17 protein-coding genes are annotated in these 18,330 nt (G+C 67.0%); 5 read left to right on the top strand and 12 right to left on the bottom strand.

Going from position 1 to position 18,330, the window contains the following annotated elements; all coding sequences use genetic code 11:
• Positions 1 to 72 precede the first annotated feature (72 nt).
• On the top strand, positions 73 to 1,347 hold the full coding sequence (locus tag ASE96_RS06210; protein WP_056427565.1) for a serpin family protein: 1,275 nt from the start codon (positions 73 to 75) through the stop codon (positions 1,345 to 1,347).
• A 157-nt stretch (positions 1,348 to 1,504) separates the two neighbouring features.
• On the opposite strand, the gene ASE96_RS06205 is transcribed toward ASE96_RS06210, so the two are convergent.
• Positions 1,505 to 2,386, bottom strand: a complete 882-nt coding sequence (locus tag ASE96_RS06205) for a hydroxymethylpyrimidine/phosphomethylpyrimidine kinase (RefSeq protein ID WP_056427563.1) — start codon at positions 2,384 to 2,386, stop codon at positions 1,505 to 1,507.
• A 142-nt stretch (positions 2,387 to 2,528) separates the two neighbouring features.
• Between ASE96_RS06205 and ASE96_RS06200 the strand changes: the two genes are divergently transcribed.
• The gene (locus tag ASE96_RS06200; protein WP_056429211.1) at positions 2,529 to 3,941 is read left to right on the top strand and encodes an MFS transporter; all 1,413 of its coding nucleotides are present in this window, start codon (positions 2,529 to 2,531) and stop codon (positions 3,939 to 3,941) included.
• Between the two features lie 152 nt (positions 3,942 to 4,093).
• Here ASE96_RS06200 and ASE96_RS06195 read toward each other — a convergent pair whose 3' ends face one another.
• Positions 4,094 to 4,876: an ABC transporter permease gene (locus ASE96_RS06195; protein ID WP_056427559.1), complete on the bottom strand. Its 783-nt coding sequence runs from the start codon at positions 4,874 to 4,876 to the stop codon at positions 4,094 to 4,096.
• Positions 4,876 to 5,724, bottom strand: coding sequence for an ABC transporter ATP-binding protein (locus ASE96_RS06190; protein ID WP_056427557.1), 849 nt, complete (start codon positions 5,722 to 5,724; stop codon positions 4,876 to 4,878). The genes ASE96_RS06195 and ASE96_RS06190 overlap by 1 nt, the downstream gene beginning before the upstream one ends.
• Positions 5,725 to 5,957: 233 nt before the next feature.
• Between ASE96_RS06190 and ASE96_RS06185 the strand changes: the two genes are divergently transcribed.
• Positions 5,958 to 6,653 (top strand): queuosine precursor transporter, encoded by a 696-nt coding sequence (locus ASE96_RS06185; protein ID WP_056427554.1) that lies wholly within the window; start codon positions 5,958 to 5,960, stop codon positions 6,651 to 6,653.
• A gap of 59 nt (positions 6,654 to 6,712) precedes the next feature.
• Here the strand turns inward: ASE96_RS06185 and ASE96_RS06180 are convergent, their stop codons facing one another.
• The 9 genes from ASE96_RS06180 to ASE96_RS06140 form a co-directional block, all read right to left on the bottom strand.
• A complete protein-coding gene (locus ASE96_RS06180) occupies positions 6,713 to 7,180 on the bottom strand; it encodes a hypothetical protein (protein ID WP_056427552.1) in 468 nt (155 codons plus the stop codon).
• A 318-nt stretch (positions 7,181 to 7,498) separates the two neighbouring features.
• Positions 7,499 to 8,797, bottom strand: coding sequence for a tRNA guanosine(34) transglycosylase Tgt (gene tgt / locus ASE96_RS06175; protein WP_056427549.1), 1,299 nt, complete (start codon positions 8,795 to 8,797; stop codon positions 7,499 to 7,501).
• Between the two features lie 33 nt (positions 8,798 to 8,830).
• Entirely contained in the window at positions 8,831 to 9,556 is a 726-nt protein-coding gene (locus ASE96_RS06170; RefSeq protein WP_056427545.1) for a hypothetical protein, read from the bottom strand.
• 48 nt (positions 9,557 to 9,604) lie between these two features.
• Complete coding sequence (locus ASE96_RS06165; RefSeq protein ID WP_056427542.1) at positions 9,605 to 10,672, bottom strand: DUF6707 family protein; 1,068 nt, start codon at positions 10,670 to 10,672, stop codon at positions 9,605 to 9,607.
• 94 nt (positions 10,673 to 10,766) lie between these two features.
• The gene (locus ASE96_RS06160; RefSeq protein ID WP_056427539.1) at positions 10,767 to 11,306 is read right to left on the bottom strand and encodes an NUDIX hydrolase family protein; all 540 of its coding nucleotides are present in this window, start codon (positions 11,304 to 11,306) and stop codon (positions 10,767 to 10,769) included.
• Positions 11,307 to 11,349: 43 nt separating this feature from the next.
• Positions 11,350 to 12,012: an RraA family protein gene (locus tag ASE96_RS06155; protein ID WP_235500154.1), complete on the bottom strand. Its 663-nt coding sequence runs from the start codon at positions 12,010 to 12,012 to the stop codon at positions 11,350 to 11,352.
• Positions 12,009 to 12,479, bottom strand: a complete 471-nt coding sequence (locus ASE96_RS06150; protein ID WP_082492615.1) for a RidA family protein — start codon at positions 12,477 to 12,479, stop codon at positions 12,009 to 12,011. Before ASE96_RS06150 ends, ASE96_RS06155 begins: the two co-directional genes overlap by 4 nt.
• The gene (locus ASE96_RS06145; RefSeq protein ID WP_056427536.1) at positions 12,476 to 13,837 is read right to left on the bottom strand and encodes an MFS transporter; all 1,362 of its coding nucleotides are present in this window, start codon (positions 13,835 to 13,837) and stop codon (positions 12,476 to 12,478) included. Before ASE96_RS06145 ends, ASE96_RS06150 begins: the two co-directional genes overlap by 4 nt.
• 132 nt (positions 13,838 to 13,969) lie before the next feature.
• Entirely contained in the window at positions 13,970 to 15,154 is a 1,185-nt protein-coding gene (locus ASE96_RS06140; protein WP_056427533.1) for a PucR family transcriptional regulator, read from the bottom strand.
• A 194-nt stretch (positions 15,155 to 15,348) separates the two neighbouring features.
• Between ASE96_RS06140 and ASE96_RS06135 the strand changes: the two genes are divergently transcribed.
• Positions 15,349 to 16,686 carry an MFS transporter gene (locus ASE96_RS06135; RefSeq protein WP_056427530.1) on the top strand — a complete coding sequence of 446 codons (1,338 nt, stop codon included), beginning with the start codon at positions 15,349 to 15,351 and terminating at the stop codon, positions 16,684 to 16,686.
• A complete protein-coding gene (locus ASE96_RS06130; RefSeq protein ID WP_056427527.1) occupies positions 16,683 to 18,320 on the top strand; it encodes a thiamine pyrophosphate-dependent enzyme in 1,638 nt (545 codons plus the stop codon). The genes ASE96_RS06135 and ASE96_RS06130 overlap by 4 nt, the downstream gene beginning before the upstream one ends.
• The last annotated feature ends 10 nt before the right edge of the window (positions 18,321 to 18,330 follow it).

Raw genomic sequence — 18,330 nt, 5'->3', positions numbered from 1 at the left:
GCGTGGTCGCTCTTTTCCGGGCGGGCTGGTTGACTGGCCGTAGGCGGATCCCCGCCATTCCTTGGGGGCGCGATGAAACAGAAGATTTCGGCGCGATTGGTTGCCGCGGGTGCGGCCATGGCATTGGCCTTGACAGCTTGTTCCTCCTCGCCGCCGGCGATGGTGAAGGCCGACGGCGTCGAACGCGCTTCGGCGGAAGGGGCCGCCTATCCGGCCGAGTTCGCCCAGCTTAGGGCGTCGGCACGGAAGCTGGGCGCCGCGCTTCTGGCAGACGGCGGGAACGCCGGAAACGGAAACGTGGTTTCGTCCCCGGGCAGCATGCTGATTGCCCTGGCCATGCTGCGGGCGGGCGCATCCGGGGGGACCGCTGCCGAGATGGACGGCGTGCTGGGCCTCCCCGCGGAGCATCGCGACGCCGCCCTGAACGCGCTGTTGGCATCCTTGGAAGCCTTCGACGGAGACCCCGCCTCGGTGGACGAAAAGGACCCTCCGCGCCGGCCGGTCCTGCACACGGCAAACGGCTTGTTCATAGACAAGGGCGAGCCCACGGGCGAGGGCTATCTGCAGTCCCTGGCCCGGTATTACGGAACCGGTGTGTACCCGGTGGACTTCCAGGATGAGGCGGCCACCAAGCCGGCGATCGACGCCTGGGTGAACCAGAACACCGGCGGACGGATCAAGAAGGGGCCCGCGAAGTATGACCTTAGAGACACGTTCAGCGTGCTCAACGCCGTGTACTTCGCCTCGGCGTGGAGGGTCCCCTTCGACCCGGCCGACACTGCCGTTCTGCCCTTCACCACGCCCGACGGCGGGCAGGTTTCCGCCTCCACCATGTCGGGCGTTCAGGACCTTGCCTTCGCCCAGGGTGCAGGCTGGCAGGCGGTGGACTTGCCCTATGCCGAGGGATTTGTGATGCGGCTCGTGCTCCCGGATGCCGGGGCCGCCATGCCCGGACCGCAGGAAGCCGCCGACGCTGCCCTCGCGCTTGAAGCCGCCGCCCCGGCGCCCGTGCAGATCTTCTTGCCACGGTGGGACCACAAGACCGACTTTGAACTGCGCAAAGTCTTCACTGACCTGGGCCTGCAGAAAATGCTCCACACCAAGACCGACTTCAACGCCATCCAGCGCGGCCTCAAGATCCAGGCGGCAGGGCAGTCCGCCACGATCACCGTGGCGGAGAAAGGCACGGTTGCCGCTGCCGTGACCCAGATCAACGCGCGGGCCGTCAGCGGCGCAGCGGCGACGACGGTGATCCATTTCGACCGGCCGTTCCACTACGAGATCGTCCATGCCGAGACCGGGCTGCCCCTTTTTATGGGCAGGGTGTCCGATCCCCGCTCATCTTGAGACGCTCCCGCGGATTCTGCAGGCTGCCGCAGCACGTGAGGAAGCGTCCGGACAGTAGCTTCCAGAACTGAGGAAGCGTCTGGACAGAAGCTGCCAGACCTGAGGGAGCGTCCGGACAGTAGCTGCCAGACCTGAGGGAGCGTCGAATCTGGCGGGTTTAGCGCGGGCCGCCCTGCCACAGTGCGTCGAACGGCGCTCCTGAAGCCACCCGGTTGCGGATTCCCGCGGTCACAAACGCCTTGGCCGTCCGGGCGGCCTCAAGCGGCGTCGCACCCTTGGCCAGCTCGGCCGTCACCGCGGCCGCCAGCGAGCAGCCGGCGCCCGACACCGCCACGTCGCCCACCTTCGGGGCGGACAGCACTTCCAGCGTGTCGCCGTCGTAGTAGACGTCGACGGCGTCCGGCCCGGCCAGGCGCACGCCGCCCTTGGCGAGCACCGCGGCGCCGCTGAGCTCGTGGATCCGGATCGCGGCGGCCTTGAGCGATTCGAGGTCGGTGATTTCAAGTCCGGAGAGGGACTCTGCCTCGAAATGGTTCGGTGTAACGAACGTGGCCAGCGGCAGGATCTGCGCTTTGAGGGCCTGGTCCGTGTCCAGCGCGTGGCCGGGCTCCTGGCCTTTGCAGATCAGGACCGGATCCAGGACCACGTTCTTGAAGGCGGAGCCGGCCAGCGCCTCGGCGACCGTGGAAATCGTTGCCGGACTGCCAAGCATGCCGATCTTCACGGTGTCCAGAACCGACGGAGCGCCGGACGCGGCACCGTAGGCCGCCGTCGTCGCCTCCAACTGGTGGGCGATGACCTGCTGGTCGACCGGGACGAAACGGTGGTTCCAGTTGTCCTGCGGATCGAAGGACACGATGCAGGTCAGGTTGGCAATGCCGAACACGCCCAGTTCCTGGAAGGTCTTCAGATCGGCCTGCGCGCCGGCGCCGCCGGTCGCTTCGGAGCCGGCGATGGTCAGGGCGACGGCGGGAGCGGCCGCGGCGTCGTCGTGGGCGGGGGCCGCCAGGGCGGCGGAGTCGAAGGCGGTGGAAGTCATGGTCCCATCCTGCCATCACCGGAAAACCGCCCGCATTGTGCGCATGACCAATATGAACAAAACCCAAGTGTTCCGGATCACCGCTAATAAGGTGGCGGACGGTGTTGCTTTCTTGCGGCGCCGGATCCAGGAAGGTTCATTGATGAGCACCCAGCTGTCCGAATCGGCGCAGACGAGACGAGCCGTAAGCAATATTCTCAAAGGCTCTGCCGGCAACCTCGTGGAGTGGTACGACCTCTACGTCTACACAGTCTTCGCGGCGTATTTCCAGTCGCACTTCTTCAATTCCGAGGACGAGCTCCAGGCGGGCCTTGAGGCGATGGCCGTCTTCTCGACGTCGTTCCTCATGCGCCCGATCGGCGCCTGGTTCTTCGGCCGCTACGCCGACCGCAAGGGCCGCAAAGCCGCACTGACGCTCAGCGTGACGCTGATGTCGGCCGGTTCCTTCGCCATCGCGATCCTGCCGACCACCCAGCAGGTCGGCGTCTGGGCGCTGATCCTGCTGATCTTTGTGCGCCTGATCCAGGGCTTCTCCGTCGGCGGCGAATACGGCACCAGCGCCACCTACATGTCCGAGGCCGCTACCTCCAAGCGCCGCGGATTCTTCTCCAGTTTCCAGTACGTCACGCTCATTGGCGGACAGATGATGGCGCTGCTGGTGCTGGTCATCCTGCAGAACACCATGGACAAATCAGCGCTGACCGAGTGGGGGTGGCGCATCCCGTTCGCAATCGGCGGCGTTGCGGCGCTCGTTGTCCTGTGGCTGCGGCGCTCGATGGAAGAAACCGTGTCCGAGGAGCAAGTCGAGGCCGCGAAGGTTCCTGCCGTTGCAGGCGTTGCCCAGCCGGGCACCATGAAGCTGCTCTTCACCCAGTACTGGAAGCCCCTGCTGATCTGCATCGGCGTGACCCTCGGCGGCACCGTGGCGTTCTACACGTACACCAACTTCATCCTGAAGTTCATGAACGATACGTCCGGCATCGCCAAGACAGACACGTCGGTGATCAACTTCTGGGCACTGTTCATCTTTATGCTGCTCCAGCCGGTCTACGGGCTCATCTCCGACAAGGTTGGCCGGAAGCCGCTGCTGCTCTGGTTCGGTATCACCGGCCTGCTGTTCACGTGGCCGCTGCTGTCCACCCTGGCCGGGACCAAGGACCCGTTCACGGCGTTCCTGCTGATGATGGGCGGCCTGCTGATCGTCGGTGGCTACACCTCGATCAACGCCCTCGTGAAGGCCGAGCTGTTCCCGGCCTCCATCCGGGCGCTCGGCGTGGGCCTGGGGTACGCCATTGCCAACTCGCTGTTCGGCGGCACGGTTCCGCTGATTGGCGCCGCGCTGCAGAAAGCCGGCCAGGTGGACCTGTTCTTCACCTACGTCACCGTGGCCATCGGCCTCTCGCTGCTGGTCTACATCTTCGCGCTGAAGAACAAGAAGTCCACGCACCTGGACCACGAACAGGGCCACGCGTGGGAGCCCGCGGTTGCCCCGGTTTCCCCGGGCGACGGTCGCCTGGACGACGACAAGGACCTCGTCGACGCCTCGCGCCGCTAGGGCCACCGGCTGCTCGCGAAACGGCACGCTTACGACGGCGGGTTGCCGGCTACGGAACGCACGTTCCGGGAGCTGGCGGCCCGCCGTCGTCGTTAAGACGGGTGCTGCCGACGCGGGCGGTGCCGCTTGGGCTGGGGCCGTTCGGCCCGCGCCTACTGGGCGTTGTCTGCGAACCGCAGCTGCAGGATCGTCGCGATGGTGCCTGCCGTGAACGTCCCCGCCAGCACCACGTAGCTGCCGGCCGTGAGCGTGTCGACCGGGTCCGCCACCATTCCGATCAGCAGCGGGACGATCGAGTAGGGGAACCACTCCGCCCAGCCGGTTCTGCCGAACAGGTTCCCCAAAGCGAGCATCACGAGGGAGAAGGCGATGGGGGCCACCTCACCGCGGCTCAACACGGCAATCCAGGCAACCACGGGAGCGAGCAGGAAGGATATCGACGCAGCGAGCAGGACGTTGGTCAGGCCGGTAGCGGCCAGCTCCGCAGAGAACCCCGGCAGCCCCATCGCAAATCCGATCGCCATCGCCTCGAGGAGGACGAGGACGATGAGTGCCATCCACCACACAGCCGCGACCGCCAGCTTGGCGACGGCGAACCAGTGACGGGCCACGGGCAGCGCGAGCATGTTCTTGGCGGTGGCATCGCCGTACTCGCGGCCGAACAAGTTGGCGACGATGAACGCCAGCAGGAGCATCCCACCAATGCCAAAGACCAGGGTGAGCATGTAGAAGTATTCGGGCCACGTCGCCTCGAGGCCAGCGAGGCTCGCTTTGGTGCCCACAAGCCCCAGCTGGGCCGCCCGCCCTGGCTCGCGCACGATCCACATGAACAGCGCTATGCCGAGCGGCATCATCGCGAGCACCGCCAGGGTGGCCCAGGTCGCCTTGGCGCGGTGGAGCTTCGTGAACTCGGTGGCGAGAACCTGACCGAACATCAGGCCACGGAACCCTTGGCTGCAGTGCCCGTGGCTGCAGCGCCCGCGGCTGCCTCGCCCGTGGCTGCATCGCCAGTGCGCGCGAGGAAGTAACGCTCAAGGTCCAGCGTCAGCAGCGCCTGCTCGCGTTCCTCCGGGGTGTAGGCGTCGGCCGCGAAGGAGCGTGCCTTCGCGGCGAGGTCGTCGCGCGACGACTCCTCGATGAGACGCCCGTTGTGGATGATGCCGATACGGTCGGCAAGATGGGCGACCTCGGCAAGGATGTGGCTCGACATAAAGACGGTGACGCCGCGTTTGTCGGCGAGTGAGCGGAGGAGTTCGCGGATCTCGACGATGCCGGCCGGGTCGAGGCCGTTGGCGGGCTCGTCGAGCACCAGCAGTTCGGGGGAGTGCAGCAGCGCGCGGGCGAGCGAGAGGCGTTGCTTGTTGCCGAGCGAGAGCTGCCCGGCGCGCCGCCCGGCGCACGGGCCGAGGCGGAGCAGCGTGATTGAGTCCTCGACCGACCCCGGCGGTGAGCCGGTGAGGCGGCGCTGAATGTCGAGGTTTTCGCGCACGGTGAGATTGGGGTAGGCGGTGGCCGTCTCGACAAGGAATCCGACGCGCGAGAACACGCTCGTCTCCCCTGGGATGATGCGCCGGCCGAGTACGGTTACTTCCCCGCCGCTCGGTCGGATCAGGCCGAGCAGCATGCGGATAGTGGTTGTCTTTCCCGCCCCGTTCCTGCCAAGGAATCCGTAAATTTCGCCGCGGCGGACATCGAGGTTGAGCGAGTCGACGGCGGTGACGTCGCGGTACCGCTTGACGAGGGCGCGCGTGGAAACTGCGGTGGCAGGATGGGTCTCCTCCATGGCCCCATCCTGCCACCACGTCCGGAGCGTTCACAGTGCAAGTATTCACAGCGGGCCCAGCACAGGTTCCGGTTCTTGCGGCGGCCGGTTCGTATGCTGGCGCGGGGTGAGAGAATGGAAGGCGGTTCCCGCGGCCAGCCCGCCAGGAGCCATCCAGTGCTAATACAGCCGGCCGCCGTGTTGTCCTCCATGAGGATCCGGGCGCCGAGCGAACCACTACGAATGGAACACCCATGACTTCCGCCAAGACCATCCCGGCAGCAGCCCCGCCGAAGTTCGCTTCCATCGGCTCCCCGTACTTCGGCATCATGCTCGCCGTTATGGCCGTGGTGCTGATCCTGTCCAACATCGGGGCATCGAAGGGCGTCGCGATCGGCCCGATCATCACCGACGGCGGCTTCTTCCTCTTCCCGCTGGCCTACATCCTGGGCGACGTCATCAGCGAGGTCTATGGCTTCAAGGTGGCGCGCAAGGCCATTTTCACCACCTTCGCGCTCTCCGTCTTCGCGTCGCTCTGCTACTGGGTCATCATCGCGCTGCCGGGCTTCGACGACGATTTCGGCGCCGCCAAGCAGGCCGCGCTGGAAGGCGCCTTGGGCCCGGTCCCGCAGATCGTGCTCGCCTCGCTGCTGGCGTTCCTGGCCGGACAGACCATCAACGCCTGGATCCTCGTGAAGATGAAAGCGCGCACGGGGGAGAAGTCCCTGTGGGCGCGCATCATGGGCTCCTCGGTGGCCGGGGAGTTCGTGGACACCCTGATTTTCTGCAGCATCGCGGCTTCCGTTATCGGGATTACCGACGTCGGCACTTTCGTGAACTACGTCGCCGTGGGCTTCCTCTACAAGACCCTTGTGGAGTTCCTCTTCGTCCCGGTCACGGCGGGCGCGATCGGCTGGATCAAGAAGCGCGAACCGAGCTACGGGGCGTAAGGGTTCCTCGTTCCTCCACCGTTTCGACGGTTCGGTGCCCACACGACGCCGCGAACCGTCTAGCCGCTGCGGAACCGTCGAAACGGCGGGCTGTCGGCGGCCGTGCCGCGGCTCAACGCCCGTAACACCCGGTACTTGAACTCCACTTCGTTGAACAAGTCCCTCCACTCGATCCGGATGAAAGTCCAGCCCTGTTCCATCAGGGCTTTCTCGCGGCGCCGCTCGGCGAACAGTACGTCGCCGGTGGGACGGTAGTCGAAGTACTTGGTGTTCCCGTCGAATTCAAGGGCAACTTTTCGCTCCGGCCAGGCAAAGTCCAGCCGATGCTCCCCGAGCGGAGTCCGGACCACGTACTGCACCTCGGGAGGCGTCATCCTGAGCCTGTGCAGCAGTTCCCTTGTCAGGCTTTCGCCAGCAGACTCGGAGCGGGGGTCAGCCAGTTCGAGGGCCCGCCGCAAGGCGACCACTCCATTGCGGCCTGCGAGATCGGCGCACCGGGCCCGGACGAGGCCAAGGTCAGCGCCCATCCGGGCGGCGAGATCCCGGAGGGGGATGTTTCCTGGGTCAGGTGCACGCGGTCATCGACTTTCCACAGCTGGAGGTCATGCAGGCTGGCGCCCGAGACGTGGCTGTAGACAAAGCGCCCCGGCGACGTCCTTAGCGTCCCGAGCGCATGGGCGAAGACCAGTTGCCGCCGTCGGACGGTGGAGTTCAGCCCCCGCCACCATTCTGCGCGGGCGTAAGTGCCGCGGCGCAAGCGGACGAGCTCCGACGGGTGCCCGCCTGCTCGACGTTTCCCGACGTCGTGGGCGCAGGGAACCGTCGAATCGGCGGCGACCCGGAGCCTAGGAGTAGTAGTTCCGCAGGGTCTCGGCCTTGAACTCGAAGAAGTTGCCGGCCTCGATGGCGAGACGGGCGTCGTCGACCATTTTCACCACAAAGCGCTCGTTGTGGATCGAGATCAGCGTGGCGGAGACCATTTCCTTGGCCTTGAACAGGTGGTGGATGTAGGCCCGCGAATAGTTGAGGCAGGCGTAGCAGTCGCAGCCTTCCTGCAACGGGCCGAAGTCCCGCTTGTACATGGCACCGGAGAGGTTGTACCGGCCGGTGGGGTGGTAGAACGCCGAGTTCCGGGCCACCCGGGTGGGGGAGACACAGTCGAAGGTGTCCGCGCCGTTCTCGATCGCGGTGAAAATATCGTCCGGTTCGGAGATGCCGAGCAGGTGCCGGGGTTTGTTCTCCGGCAGTTCCTCGTTGCACCAGCGCACGATCGTGCCCAGGTTCTCCTTCTCCAGGGCGCCGCCGATGCCGAAGCCGTCAAAGTTCATCGCGCCCAGGTCCCGGCAGGCCTTCCGGCGCAGGTCCTCGTACTGCGCGCCCTGGATGACCCCGAACAGGGCCTGGTAGGGCTTGCCCGTCCGCTCGGCAGTGAGCCGGAAATGTTCGGTGATGCAGCGCTCGGCCCAGCGGCGGGTCCGCTCCAGGGACTCCTCCTGGTAGCCGCGGGAATTTTGCAGCGTGGTGAGCTCATCGAAGGCGAACATGATGTCCGCGCCGATCTGGTGCTGGACGTTCATGGAGATTTCGGGGCTGAAGCGGTGCCGGTCGCCGTTGAGGTGGCTCTTGAACCACACGCCTTCCTCATCCACATGGGCCAGCCGCTCCTTGCCGGGGGCGACGGCGTCATCGGGCCCTGAATTGTCCACCGACTTCATGTCGATGACCTTCTTGAACCCCGAGCCGAGGCTCATCACCTGGAACCCGCCGGAGTCGGTGAACGTGGGCCCGCGCCAGTTCATGAACGCGCCCAGCCCGCCGGCCTCATCCAGGATGTCGGCGCCGGGCTGCAGGTACAGGTGGTAGGCGTTGGCCAGCACGGCCTGGGCGCCCAGCTCGGCGACGGACTCCGGGAGCACCGACTTGACGGTTGCCTTGGTGCCGACGGCGATGAACGCCGGGGTCTGGATCTCGCCGTGAGGGGTGGTGATGGTGCCGGTGCGGCCGAGGAATTCCCCGCCGTTGGCCGAAATTTGCGCCTCCGACGGTGAGCAACTTTCGCTCAGGCGTTTGCCCACGCGGAAGGAAAACTCGGACTGCTGGGCCGGCAGGAGCGGCGACACGGGTGATTCAGGATTGGCTGGCACCGTTCAAGTGTGCCAGCTAACAGCAGCCAACCCTTAGTGCAGCGGTTCGGATGTGGGGTAGTTCTCAGCCCGCCACTTGTCCCAGTAGCTGCGGACGGACTCCAGCTGGTGCGCCCCGAGGTCATAGGTGGAGACGATGACCAAGGACCCGCCCTCGGGCCGGATGTCCTTGATGGCCGGCTGGTCCGCCACGATCACCAGGCCCTCGCCGTGCTCGGCGTAGTGGTGGACCGTGAGCCCCACCTGGTGGTTGCTGCGGAACCAGACCCTGCCGGAGACTTCCTCGCCCGTCGCCAGGGTGAGCGAATACGGTTCGCCGGGCTTGGGAACATCCGACAGTCCCAGCTTTTCGATGGCGGACCCCTCATTCCCGGGGACCGAGAAGAAGAAGGTCCGGCGTTTGCCGTGCGGATGCCGTTCGAGGGCAAAACGGAGCTGCTGGATGAACGTCAGCCAGCCCTGGGTGATGTCCTCGTCCCAGGCGGCCCACTCTGAATTGTGGTCCACGGCGGCCCGCGTGACGCTGACTTCCGTGCCGGTCGGAACCGGTTTCAGGGTGAACACGTCCCCGCCGTCGACCACCAGGGAGGTGTGGTCGGCGCCCTCGATGACATTGGGGCTGAAGTAGATTTCATTGATCTCGGCCGCCTGGTCGTCGGCCTCCCAGCCGTGCCACTGGGCTACCTTGGCGGGTTCGCGCAGCATTGTCCAAACCTGCTGCGCGTCGGAGTTGATCACAACGCTCAGATTGTTCGTCATGGGGTGAATCTACAACGGCCGCCCGTGAGGGGGTAGGGGCCAAACGCCTTAGGAGCGGACAGACTCGAGTTCGTTGCCGATCCGGCGGTCCAGCTCCGGGGCGCCGATGGTCTCCGATCCGCCGTGGGCGCGCAGGAACAGGAGTGCCTCGAGCCGCAGGAGCCGCCACTCTCGTTCCGCATCCGGATTCGAGTTGTCCATCGAGCGGAAGATTTCCTTGTCGTACAGGTTCGGTTCGTTGAGAGAGCGCTGGCGGACCTTGGCGTTAATCCGGGCTTTGAACGGGTCCGTCTCCATGGCTTCCGGGGCGCGGAGGAACTTCTCGTAGACGGCGGCGCGTTCTTCCTGGCCAAGCTGGCGGCAGATGTAGCTGGACAGTGCCAGGGAGGCCTCCACCGACGACCAGCGGCCGCGGTTGCCGTCGAAGGGCAGCACATTGAGCAGATCGGCGACGGCGAGGGCGTTTTCGGGGTCCTTGAGGATGATGAACAGCTCCTGCGCGAGGTCGCTGAGGTCCTTGAGGCAGCTGCCGGACTTCGTGTTGATGCCCTTCGCCAGGCGCTCGCTGAGCAGCAGCACCCCCACCGACTTCGGGTGCGCCCCGGCCGCCGCCTCCACCACGGCCTCGGGTGTGCCCGCCGGGGCAGGGATCAGGGCCAGGTCCTCGTCGCTGGGGCCGCTCACCACGGGCGGAGCGGGCGGCAGGGGAGGAACGACGACGGCGGCAGCGTCGCCGTCGTTCTCCCCGCCCTTGTCCTGAGCGCCACTCTTGTCCTGAGCGCCGGCGACGGCGTGGACGCTATCGACGTCGACGCTGTCATCCTCCGGGGCCGGTTCGACGAGCTGCAACGGCGAGCCATCGTCGTCGGACGGGGTTTCCACGACCTCGGCAGCCGCCTCCAGAATCAGGACGGTGGACGCTGCCGCAATCCTGAGACCGCCGCCGCCGGTGAGGGTCGCCAGGACCATGGCGGGGGTACCGAAATCGTCGGTTTCGACGTCCACGCGCTGAATTTCGGCGGAGCGGTTGCCGTCGGGCAGGAGCAGATGATCGCCGCTCTGCAGAGATCCAGCCTGCTGTTCGATGTAGTTCGGGGCGGCCGGGGGGTGGGTCATCTGGAGTCCTTAAATTCTTTTGCGGTCCGCCCAACAGTCTACAAAGGCACCCGCGGGCTGCCAGCGGAGGGGCAGTTGCCGCAGCCGGCTGCGGTCAGTTCCCGACGCCGGCGAAGGCCAGGGCCTGCCGGATCAAGGCGCCGCGGCCACCGCTGAATTCGAGCTGGACGTCCGAGCTCATAACTTCCTGCGGCGTCATCCACGTCAGTTCCAGCGCGTCCTGGCGCGGGGAGCATTCGCCGGTGACCGGGATGATGTACGCCAGCGCGACCGCGTGCTGGCGGTCGTCGGTGAAGCCCGTGTGGGACGGGGACGGGAAGTACTCGGCCACCGTGAACGGCACCGGGCTGATGGGCAGCTGCGGGAACGCGAGCGGGCCCAGGTCCTTCTCCATGTGGCGCAACAGGGCGGCGCGGATGGTCTCCCGGTACAGCACCCGGCCGGAAACCAGCGAGCGGATCATGTTGCCGTCCTCGTCGGCCTGCAGGAGCGTGCCGACCTCGTTCACAAACCCGAGCGGATCCAGCCGGACCGGGACGGCCTCGACGTAGACCATGGGCAACCGGCCGCGGGCCTCGAACAAGTCATCGTCGGAGAGCCAGCCGGGGTTCGGGTCAGGAGTGCGAACGTTCATGGTTAAGTTCTACCCCATCCCTGACCCGAACCCTGCGCCGTCGTTAGGTGGCGAGCACCGATTCCAGGGGTTCCCCGGCGGCGATCCGTGCCAGCAGCGCCGGTTCGGCGGCGTCGGAAGCCAGGGCCCGCCCCAGGACCTCGGCCGCCGCCTCCGGGGACAGGACGATCACGCCGTTGTCGTCCCCCAGCACCCAGTCGCCGGGCCGGACGCGGATGCCTCCGCACTGCACCGGCACGTTCACGGCGGAGCCGCCGCTGCGGACCCGTTTGGTGGTCAGGCACGAGGTACCGCGGGCGAAAACCGGCAGGCCGGTGGCCCGAAGTTCCAGGATGTCGGTGGCCACGCCGTCGACGACGACGCCGGCGGCGCCTTGCGCTGTGGCCGCTGCCGCGGTGACCGCGCCCACGGGGGCGTGCCGGTGGTCACCGGACATGTCCACCACCAGCACCGCCCCCGGGTACAGCTCCAGCAGGGCCCGGTTCATGGCGTACGCGTCACAGTCCGCGATGCGCACCGTGACCGCCGGGCCCGCCACCTTGACGCCGTCGAGCAGCGACCGGATGGCCGGATCCACGAACCCGTCCTCCAGGAAGTGCCCGATCGTGGGGTAGCTGACGGCGGCGAGGCCTTCCCTGAGGCCCCCATCCGGCCCCTCGCCGAGCCGCTCGGTGAGCCGGGCGCGCACGGCGTTCCCGCCGCTCACTGGTTCACCGGGGCGGTCGCGCCGGCAACCACGGCGACGCAGTCGATTTCCAGCGCCACCCCCCACAGGCTCACGCAGACCGTGGTCCGCGCAGGCCTGGCCGTTCCAAAGAACTCCGAGTAGACCCGGTTGTAGTCGTCGAGACGTCCGGGATCGGTGAGGTAGGCGTTGACCTTGACCACGTGCTCCAGGCCCGACCCTGCGGCCTCCAGTACTGACTGGAGGTTGAGGATGGTCTGGCGAACCTGGTCCTCGAACGTGTCCGGCTGGTCATCCAGCCCGCTGATCGCGGGAATCTGGCCGGCGGTGAAGACGAAACCGTTGGCGACGACCGCCTGGGAGAACGGGCCGACGGCGGCCGCGCCCCCCGGGATCTGTGCGATCCGGCGGACAGTTCCGTTTACGGGAGGAACAGCGGGAAGGCCGGCGGGAAGGTCCGCAGGAAGAAGGCCGGGGGCACCGGTCATTTGGCGGCCTCCGCTTCGACGGCGTCGGCGGGGGCCATGTCGACGGCGTCGATGTTGCCGTGCCGGGTTTCGGTCAGGACGAACAAGGCGCCCAGTGAGACGAGGGAGGCGGCCATGATGTACCACGCGATGGAGGAACTCTGGTGGGTCACACCGAGCAGCCACGTGGTGATGAACGGCGTCGCGGCGCTGCCGAGGAGCCCGGACAGCATGTAGGCGACGGACAGCCCGGAGTACCGGACCTTGGAACCGAACAGTTCGGCGAGGAAGGTGGCGATCGGGCCGTAGTTGGCGGCGAAGGCCGTCATCATGGCCAGGTAGGCGACGAAGAGCAGCGGCACCGACTTCGTGTCCATGAGCCAGAACATCGGGAAGGCGAACAAGGCTTCGGCGGCAACACCGGCGTAGATGATCGGCTTGCGGCCGTACTTGTCAGAAAGCTGGCCGAAGAAGGGGATCAGGACAAAGCACAGGGCGCAGGCCGCCAGCACCACCCACAGCATGAGGGCCTCGGAGTGGCCCAGTTCCTTCTTGCCGTACGCCACACCCGAGGCGACGAGCAACGTGAAGGTGCTGCCGGTGGACAGGGTGGCGACACCGCCGAGGATGACCTGCTTCCAGTACTTGGCCATGAGGGCCGCGAAGGGCAGCTTGGCCTTGGCGCCGGCTTCCTTGACCGCCTGGAACGACGGGGTTTCCTCGATGTGCAGCCGGATGTAGATGCCCACCGCCACGAGCAGCGCGGAGGCCAGGAACGGGATGCGCCAGCCCCAGGCGAGGAGGTCTTCGGTGCTCACACTTGAGGCGACGATGAGGAACGCGACGTTGGCGATCAGGGTTCCGGCGGGGACGCCCACCTGGACCAGCGAGCCGTAGAACCCGCGCCGGGACGGGGGAGCATGCTCCACCGTCATCAGGACGGCGCCGCCCCATTCGCCGCCCAGGGCCAGGCCCTGGATGACGCGCAGGAAGAGCAGGAGCAGCGGCGCCATGATGCCGATGCTGTTGTAGTCCGGCAGCAGGCCGATCGCGAAGGTGGCGGCGCCCATGGTCAGCAGCGAAATGAGCAGCATGGACTTCCGGCCCAGCCGGTCCCCGAAGTGGCCGAAGATGATGGCGCCCACCATGCGGGCCACATAGGCGGAGGCGAACGTTCCGAAGGCGAGCATGGTGCCGACGATCGGGTCAAAGCTGGGGAAGAAGATCTTGTTGAACACCAGCGCGGAGGCTGTGCCGAACACAAAGAGGTCGTACCACTCGACGGTGGTGCCGATGACACTCGCGAGGGCGATCTTGCGCATTTTGACCAGGTCTAGCCGGGCAGCGGCGGGGGAGGTGGTTTCTACCAGTTGAGCCATCAGTATCTCCAGATGGGGTGCGGGGACGAGTGTCCGATGCAAGGTAGTAGCCAACTCTCCTGTGTTGGGGATCACAGCTCAATGGCGAAAATCCCACCAGAAACCGCCCCGAAGTGTGCGTTCACACAATGGCTAGGCCCAGGCCACCACCAGCCGGGCCGCCTGGGCAGGGACCGTGAGGTCGATTCCGGTCAGTTCCTCGAAGCGGTTAATCCGGTTGAGGATGGTGTTCCGGTGGCAGAACAGCTGTTCGGCCGTTGCCGTGATGTTGCCGGTCGACAGATAGTGCTGCACCGTCTCCGTGAGGCGTTCGCGTTCCCCGCCGCGGCATTCCTCCAGTGCCTCATCCAGTTGGGCGGCGAGGTCGAGGCCGGCATCCTGGAGGTTCTGCTGCGCCAGCCGGGTCCACGCGGCATCCGCGGAGAGGGGCCCGGAATCGGCCGGGCGAAGCAGGGCGGCCAGGCTTTCTGCCGTCCGGGCGGCGGCGGGGAGACCCCGCAGCCCGTACACCTCCGGCACGTAGCCGCAGGGGATGTCCGCCAGGGCCGGGGGCAACTGCAGCGCCATGCTCCGCGCCGCCCGGGCCGCGCGCGGGGGCAGCGGCCAGAACAGGTAGGTGTTTCCGCCGGATTCGTGGAGGAAGATCTTGTGGCGGCGCTGGGCGGAGCCGAACTGCGTGGCCGCGGCACGGAGGCGCGCACCGGCTTCGCCGCTGGCAGCGACGAGGCCGCATCGCACATCAGGACCGATACCCAGGGCCGAACCGACCTGGGCGGACGTTTCCGCCGAGGGTGTGCTTTGGTTGAAGAGCCGCGCGATGAATTCGCGCTGGATGCTGGACTCTTCCTGGGCCATGCCCACCCGCTCGGTCAGGTAGCTCATGTGGGTCCGGGTGGCGAATTCGTCGACGACCCGCCAGACCAGATCCACCCGGGAGGCGAGCAGGCCGGCGTCCTCCGGCGCGGCGATCTCCAGCAGGTCCGCCCACAGGATGCTGAAATCCAGTCGCACGGCCGAGGTCAAGGACTCCGGCGGGATCCCGGCCCGGGCGCGCTTGGACCCGAGGTCCGAGGCAAAGGCGAGCAGCCCGTCCCGTGCCGTGTCCTCCGGGCCGCTCCGCAGCCCGTGGATGAGCCGGCGGAACGTTTCCCGCGCCGTGTCCCGGATTTCCGGGACCGTCACCTGGCTCTCGCCATACTCCGGGATTTGCCGCACCCGGGCGGTGAAAGCCTGGGCCAGGATGTCCAGCCGTCCCTCGAGCTGGTCCACCAGCTCACTCCAGCGGACCTCGGCACCCGGTGATTCAAAATTGTGCATTCTCACATTCTAGGGTCCGGTATGCGTGACACACTGCTAGTTATTTTGGAAAAAGCTACTGGCAGAATGGAACGAAGCACCCGGGTGAGCCCAATCACACCCCACGGAAGCATCCTCCCGGAGCCGGATTTATCCCCGGATGGGGAGAGCGCACCGGCAACCGCAAAGACCAGTCACATTTCTTTGGAGTAATCATGGCAAGTAGCGCAAGCAACGCCACCACCATCGCCAGCCCGCAGTCGCCAGGGCCCGTCGATGAGAGCGTGGCCAAGAAAGTCGCCCTCGCGGCCCTCGTCGGAACGGCGCTGGAATGGTACGACTTCTTCCTGTTCACCACCGCCGCGGCCCTGGTGTTCAACGCGCAGTACTTCGTGTCCCAGGACCCCTTCGTCTCGGCGATGAGCTCCTTCGCCACACTGGCCGTGGGCTTCGTGGCCCGCCCGATCGGCGGCTTCATCTTCGGCGCCCTCGGGGACAAGGTGGGGCGGAAGAAGATCCTGATGGTCACCATCGTGGGCATCGGCGTCGTGACCGGCCTGATCGGCCTCCTGCCGAACTACATGACCATCGGCGTCGCAGCCCCCATCATCCTGGTGGCGCTGCGGATCCTGCAGGGCCTGGCCGTCGGCGGCGAGTGGAGCGGCGCGGTGATCATCGCCGTCGAAAACGCCCCGGTCGCCAAACGTGCACGTTACGCCGCCTTGCCGCAGATCGGTTCACCGATTGGCACCATCCTCTCCTCGGGCGGCTTCTTCGGCATGCTCTACCTGGTGGGCCAGGCCGACTTCGACGCCTGGGGCTGGCGCGTCCCGTTCATTGCGGCGATCCCGCTGCTGGCCATCTCCCTGTGGATCCGCAGCAAGCTCAGCGAGTCCCCGGAATTCGAAGCGCTGATGGAGTCCGGCGAGACCGAGCACGCCCCCATCCGCGGCGTGCTGACGAAGAGCTGGCGCCAGATCCTGGTGGGCATGTGCTCCGCGCTGCTCGGCATCGGCGGTTTCTACCTCATCACCAGCTTCGTGGTTTTCTACGGCACCAAGGTCCTCAAAATGCCTTATGAAACCCTGCTGCTGGGTTCGCTCCTCGCCGCGGTCTTCGAGATCTTCGTCCTCATCTGGGCCGGCCGCATGGGCGAGAAGTACGGCGCCAGCAAGGTGATCCTCTGGGGCGGCGTTGCCTCCGCGCTGGTGGCCGTCCCGGTCTTCCTGGCCATCGACACCGCCATCCCGGCCCTGGTCATCACCGCCATGATCATCGGTGTGTGCACCCTGTCCGTCCCGTACGCGGTGTCCGGCACGGCCCTCACCGCTCTCTTCGCCACGAAGGTCCGGTACACCGGCGTCGCCATCACCTCCAACAGCGCCGGCGTCATCTCCGGCTTTGTGCCGCTGATCGCGACGGCCCTGGTGGCCGCCAACGGCAACTCGTTCTGGCCCGGCGCCATCATCCTGCTGGTCGTCTCCGTGATGACAGCCCTGTCCGGGATCTTCCTCCCCGCGCTCAGCATCGAAGAAGAGGGCATGAAGCATTGAGCACGCCACAAACAACATCGACCACCGCCGGGCACCTGATTGTTGCCCAGCTCGAACGGGCCGGCATCCAGCGCGTCTACGGCGTCCCCGGCGAAAGCTTCCTGGACGTGCTGGACGGCCTGCACGGTTCCTCGATAGAAACCGTGGTGACGCGCCATGAAGGCGGCGCCGGCTTCATGGCGCTCGCCGAAGGCCGGCTCACGGAGCTGCCGGGCGTGGCCATGGTGACCCGGGGCCCCGGCGCCGCCAACGCCTTCATCGCCATCCACACCGCGCACCAGGACGCCACCCCCATGATCCTGTTCGTCGGCCTCATCCCGGTCGCGGACCGCGGCCGGGAGTCGTTCCAGGAATTCGATATCAACGCCTGGTTCGGCAGCACAGCGAAAAAAGTGGTGACGCTCGACGACGCCGCTTCCGCCGCCCGCGTGGTGGACGACGCCATCTTCACGGCGCTCAGCGGCCGTCCCGGGCCCGTGGTGATCGGCCTGCCCGAAGACGTGCTGGTCCACGCCATCGAGTCCGGAACCGTCGAGCCCCGCACCGTGGCCCGGAGCGAACCCGCCATGGCGGACCTGGCCGGTCTGGAGACGAAGCTGGCCGCGGCCAGGAAACCCCTGATCGTGGTGGGCGGCGAAGGCTGGGACCAGGCTTCCTCGGACGCGCTGGCCGGCTGGGCCTCCCGCCACGGCGTCCCCGTGCTCGCGGATTTCCGCGCCTATGATGCCGTCCCGCACGGCAGCGACTCCTACGCCGGCTACCTCGGCTACGCCCGCAGCGACGCCAACGCCCGCCGCCTCGACGATGCCGACCTGCTCGTCTTCGTCGGCTGCGTCCGCGCCGACGTGCTCTCCGACGGCTACAAGCGCGGACTGGACGCCGTCACGGTCGTCGTCCACCCCGGCGCCGATCTGCTGGGCCACTTCGGCCGGCTGGACCAGCACATTCCCGCCCACGTGACGTCCTTCGCCACGGCCCTCGCCGCGACGGAATCCGCCGTGGAACCCGAGCCCGGCTGGCTGGCCGGCGCCCGCGCCGACTATGAGAAATTCTCCACGGCACAGCCGGACGGGGGCACCCATGTGGACCTCGCCGTCGTGATGGAAATCCTCAAGCAGGAAATGGATGACGACGCCGTCATCACCTACGGCGCCGGGAACCACTCGCTGTGGCCGGCCCGCTACCTGAAGCACAACACGGCGAACTCGCTCGCCGCGCCCCGGAACGGCGCCATGGGCATGGGGATCCCGGCGGCGGTGGCCGCCTCCCTGGCCTACCCCGGCCGCCAGGTGATCTCCGTGGCCGGCGACGGGTGCTTCCTGATGAACGGCCAGGAGATGGCCACGGCCATGGGCCATGGCGGGAAGTTCATCGCCCTGGTGGTGGACAACGGCATCTTCGCCACCATCCGGGAGCACCAGGAAGGCCACTACCCGGGCCGCCCCTCGGGCACCCACATGACCAACCCGGACTTCGCCGCGCTGGCCCGGTCCTACGGCGGCTACGGCGAACGCGTGGAGAAGACTGAGGACTTCGGCGCCGCCTTCCGCCGCGCCGTCGAATCCGGGCTGCCGGCGGTCCTGCACCTCCCGCAGGACCCCGCCACCCGCTCACCCAAAACTGCCAGCAACTGACCGGAGCCCG

Origin of the sequence: Arthrobacter sp. Leaf69 (assembly GCF_001422645.1) — a bacterium.
Classification (GTDB): domain Bacteria; phylum Actinomycetota; class Actinomycetes; order Actinomycetales; family Micrococcaceae; genus Arthrobacter.
This window is presented reverse-complemented; position numbering and strand designations above follow the sequence as displayed.

Excerpts from the sequence above, each read along its gene's own strand:
- ASE96_RS06210 (WP_056427565.1), top strand. The coding sequence starts at position 73 with ATGAAACAGAAGATTTCGGCGCGATTGGTTGCCGCGGGTGCGGCCATG.
- ASE96_RS06205 (WP_056427563.1), bottom strand. The coding sequence starts at position 2,386 with ATGACTTCCACCGCCTTCGACTCCGCCGCCCTGGCGGCCCCCGCCCAC.
- ASE96_RS06200 (WP_056429211.1), top strand. The coding sequence starts at position 2,529 with ATGAGCACCCAGCTGTCCGAATCGGCGCAGACGAGACGAGCCGTAAGC.
- ASE96_RS06195 (WP_056427559.1), bottom strand. The coding sequence starts at position 4,876 with ATGTTCGGTCAGGTTCTCGCCACCGAGTTCACGAAGCTCCACCGCGCC.
- ASE96_RS06190 (WP_056427557.1), bottom strand. The coding sequence starts at position 5,724 with ATGGAGGAGACCCATCCTGCCACCGCAGTTTCCACGCGCGCCCTCGTC.
- ASE96_RS06185 (WP_056427554.1), top strand. The coding sequence starts at position 5,958 with ATGACTTCCGCCAAGACCATCCCGGCAGCAGCCCCGCCGAAGTTCGCT.
- ASE96_RS06180 (WP_056427552.1), bottom strand. The coding sequence starts at position 7,180 with ATGGGCGCTGACCTTGGCCTCGTCCGGGCCCGGTGCGCCGATCTCGCA.
- ASE96_RS06170 (WP_056427545.1), bottom strand. The coding sequence starts at position 9,556 with ATGACGAACAATCTGAGCGTTGTGATCAACTCCGACGCGCAGCAGGTT.
- ASE96_RS06165 (WP_056427542.1), bottom strand. The coding sequence starts at position 10,672 with ATGACCCACCCCCCGGCCGCCCCGAACTACATCGAACAGCAGGCTGGA.
- ASE96_RS06160 (WP_056427539.1), bottom strand. The coding sequence starts at position 11,306 with ATGAACGTTCGCACTCCTGACCCGAACCCCGGCTGGCTCTCCGACGAT.
- ASE96_RS06150 (WP_082492615.1), bottom strand. The coding sequence starts at position 12,479 with ATGACCGGTGCCCCCGGCCTTCTTCCTGCGGACCTTCCCGCCGGCCTT.
- ASE96_RS06145 (WP_056427536.1), bottom strand. The coding sequence starts at position 13,837 with ATGGCTCAACTGGTAGAAACCACCTCCCCCGCCGCTGCCCGGCTAGAC.
- ASE96_RS06140 (WP_056427533.1), bottom strand. The coding sequence starts at position 15,154 with ATGCACAATTTTGAATCACCGGGTGCCGAGGTCCGCTGGAGTGAGCTG.
- ASE96_RS06135 (WP_056427530.1), top strand. The coding sequence starts at position 15,349 with ATGGCAAGTAGCGCAAGCAACGCCACCACCATCGCCAGCCCGCAGTCG.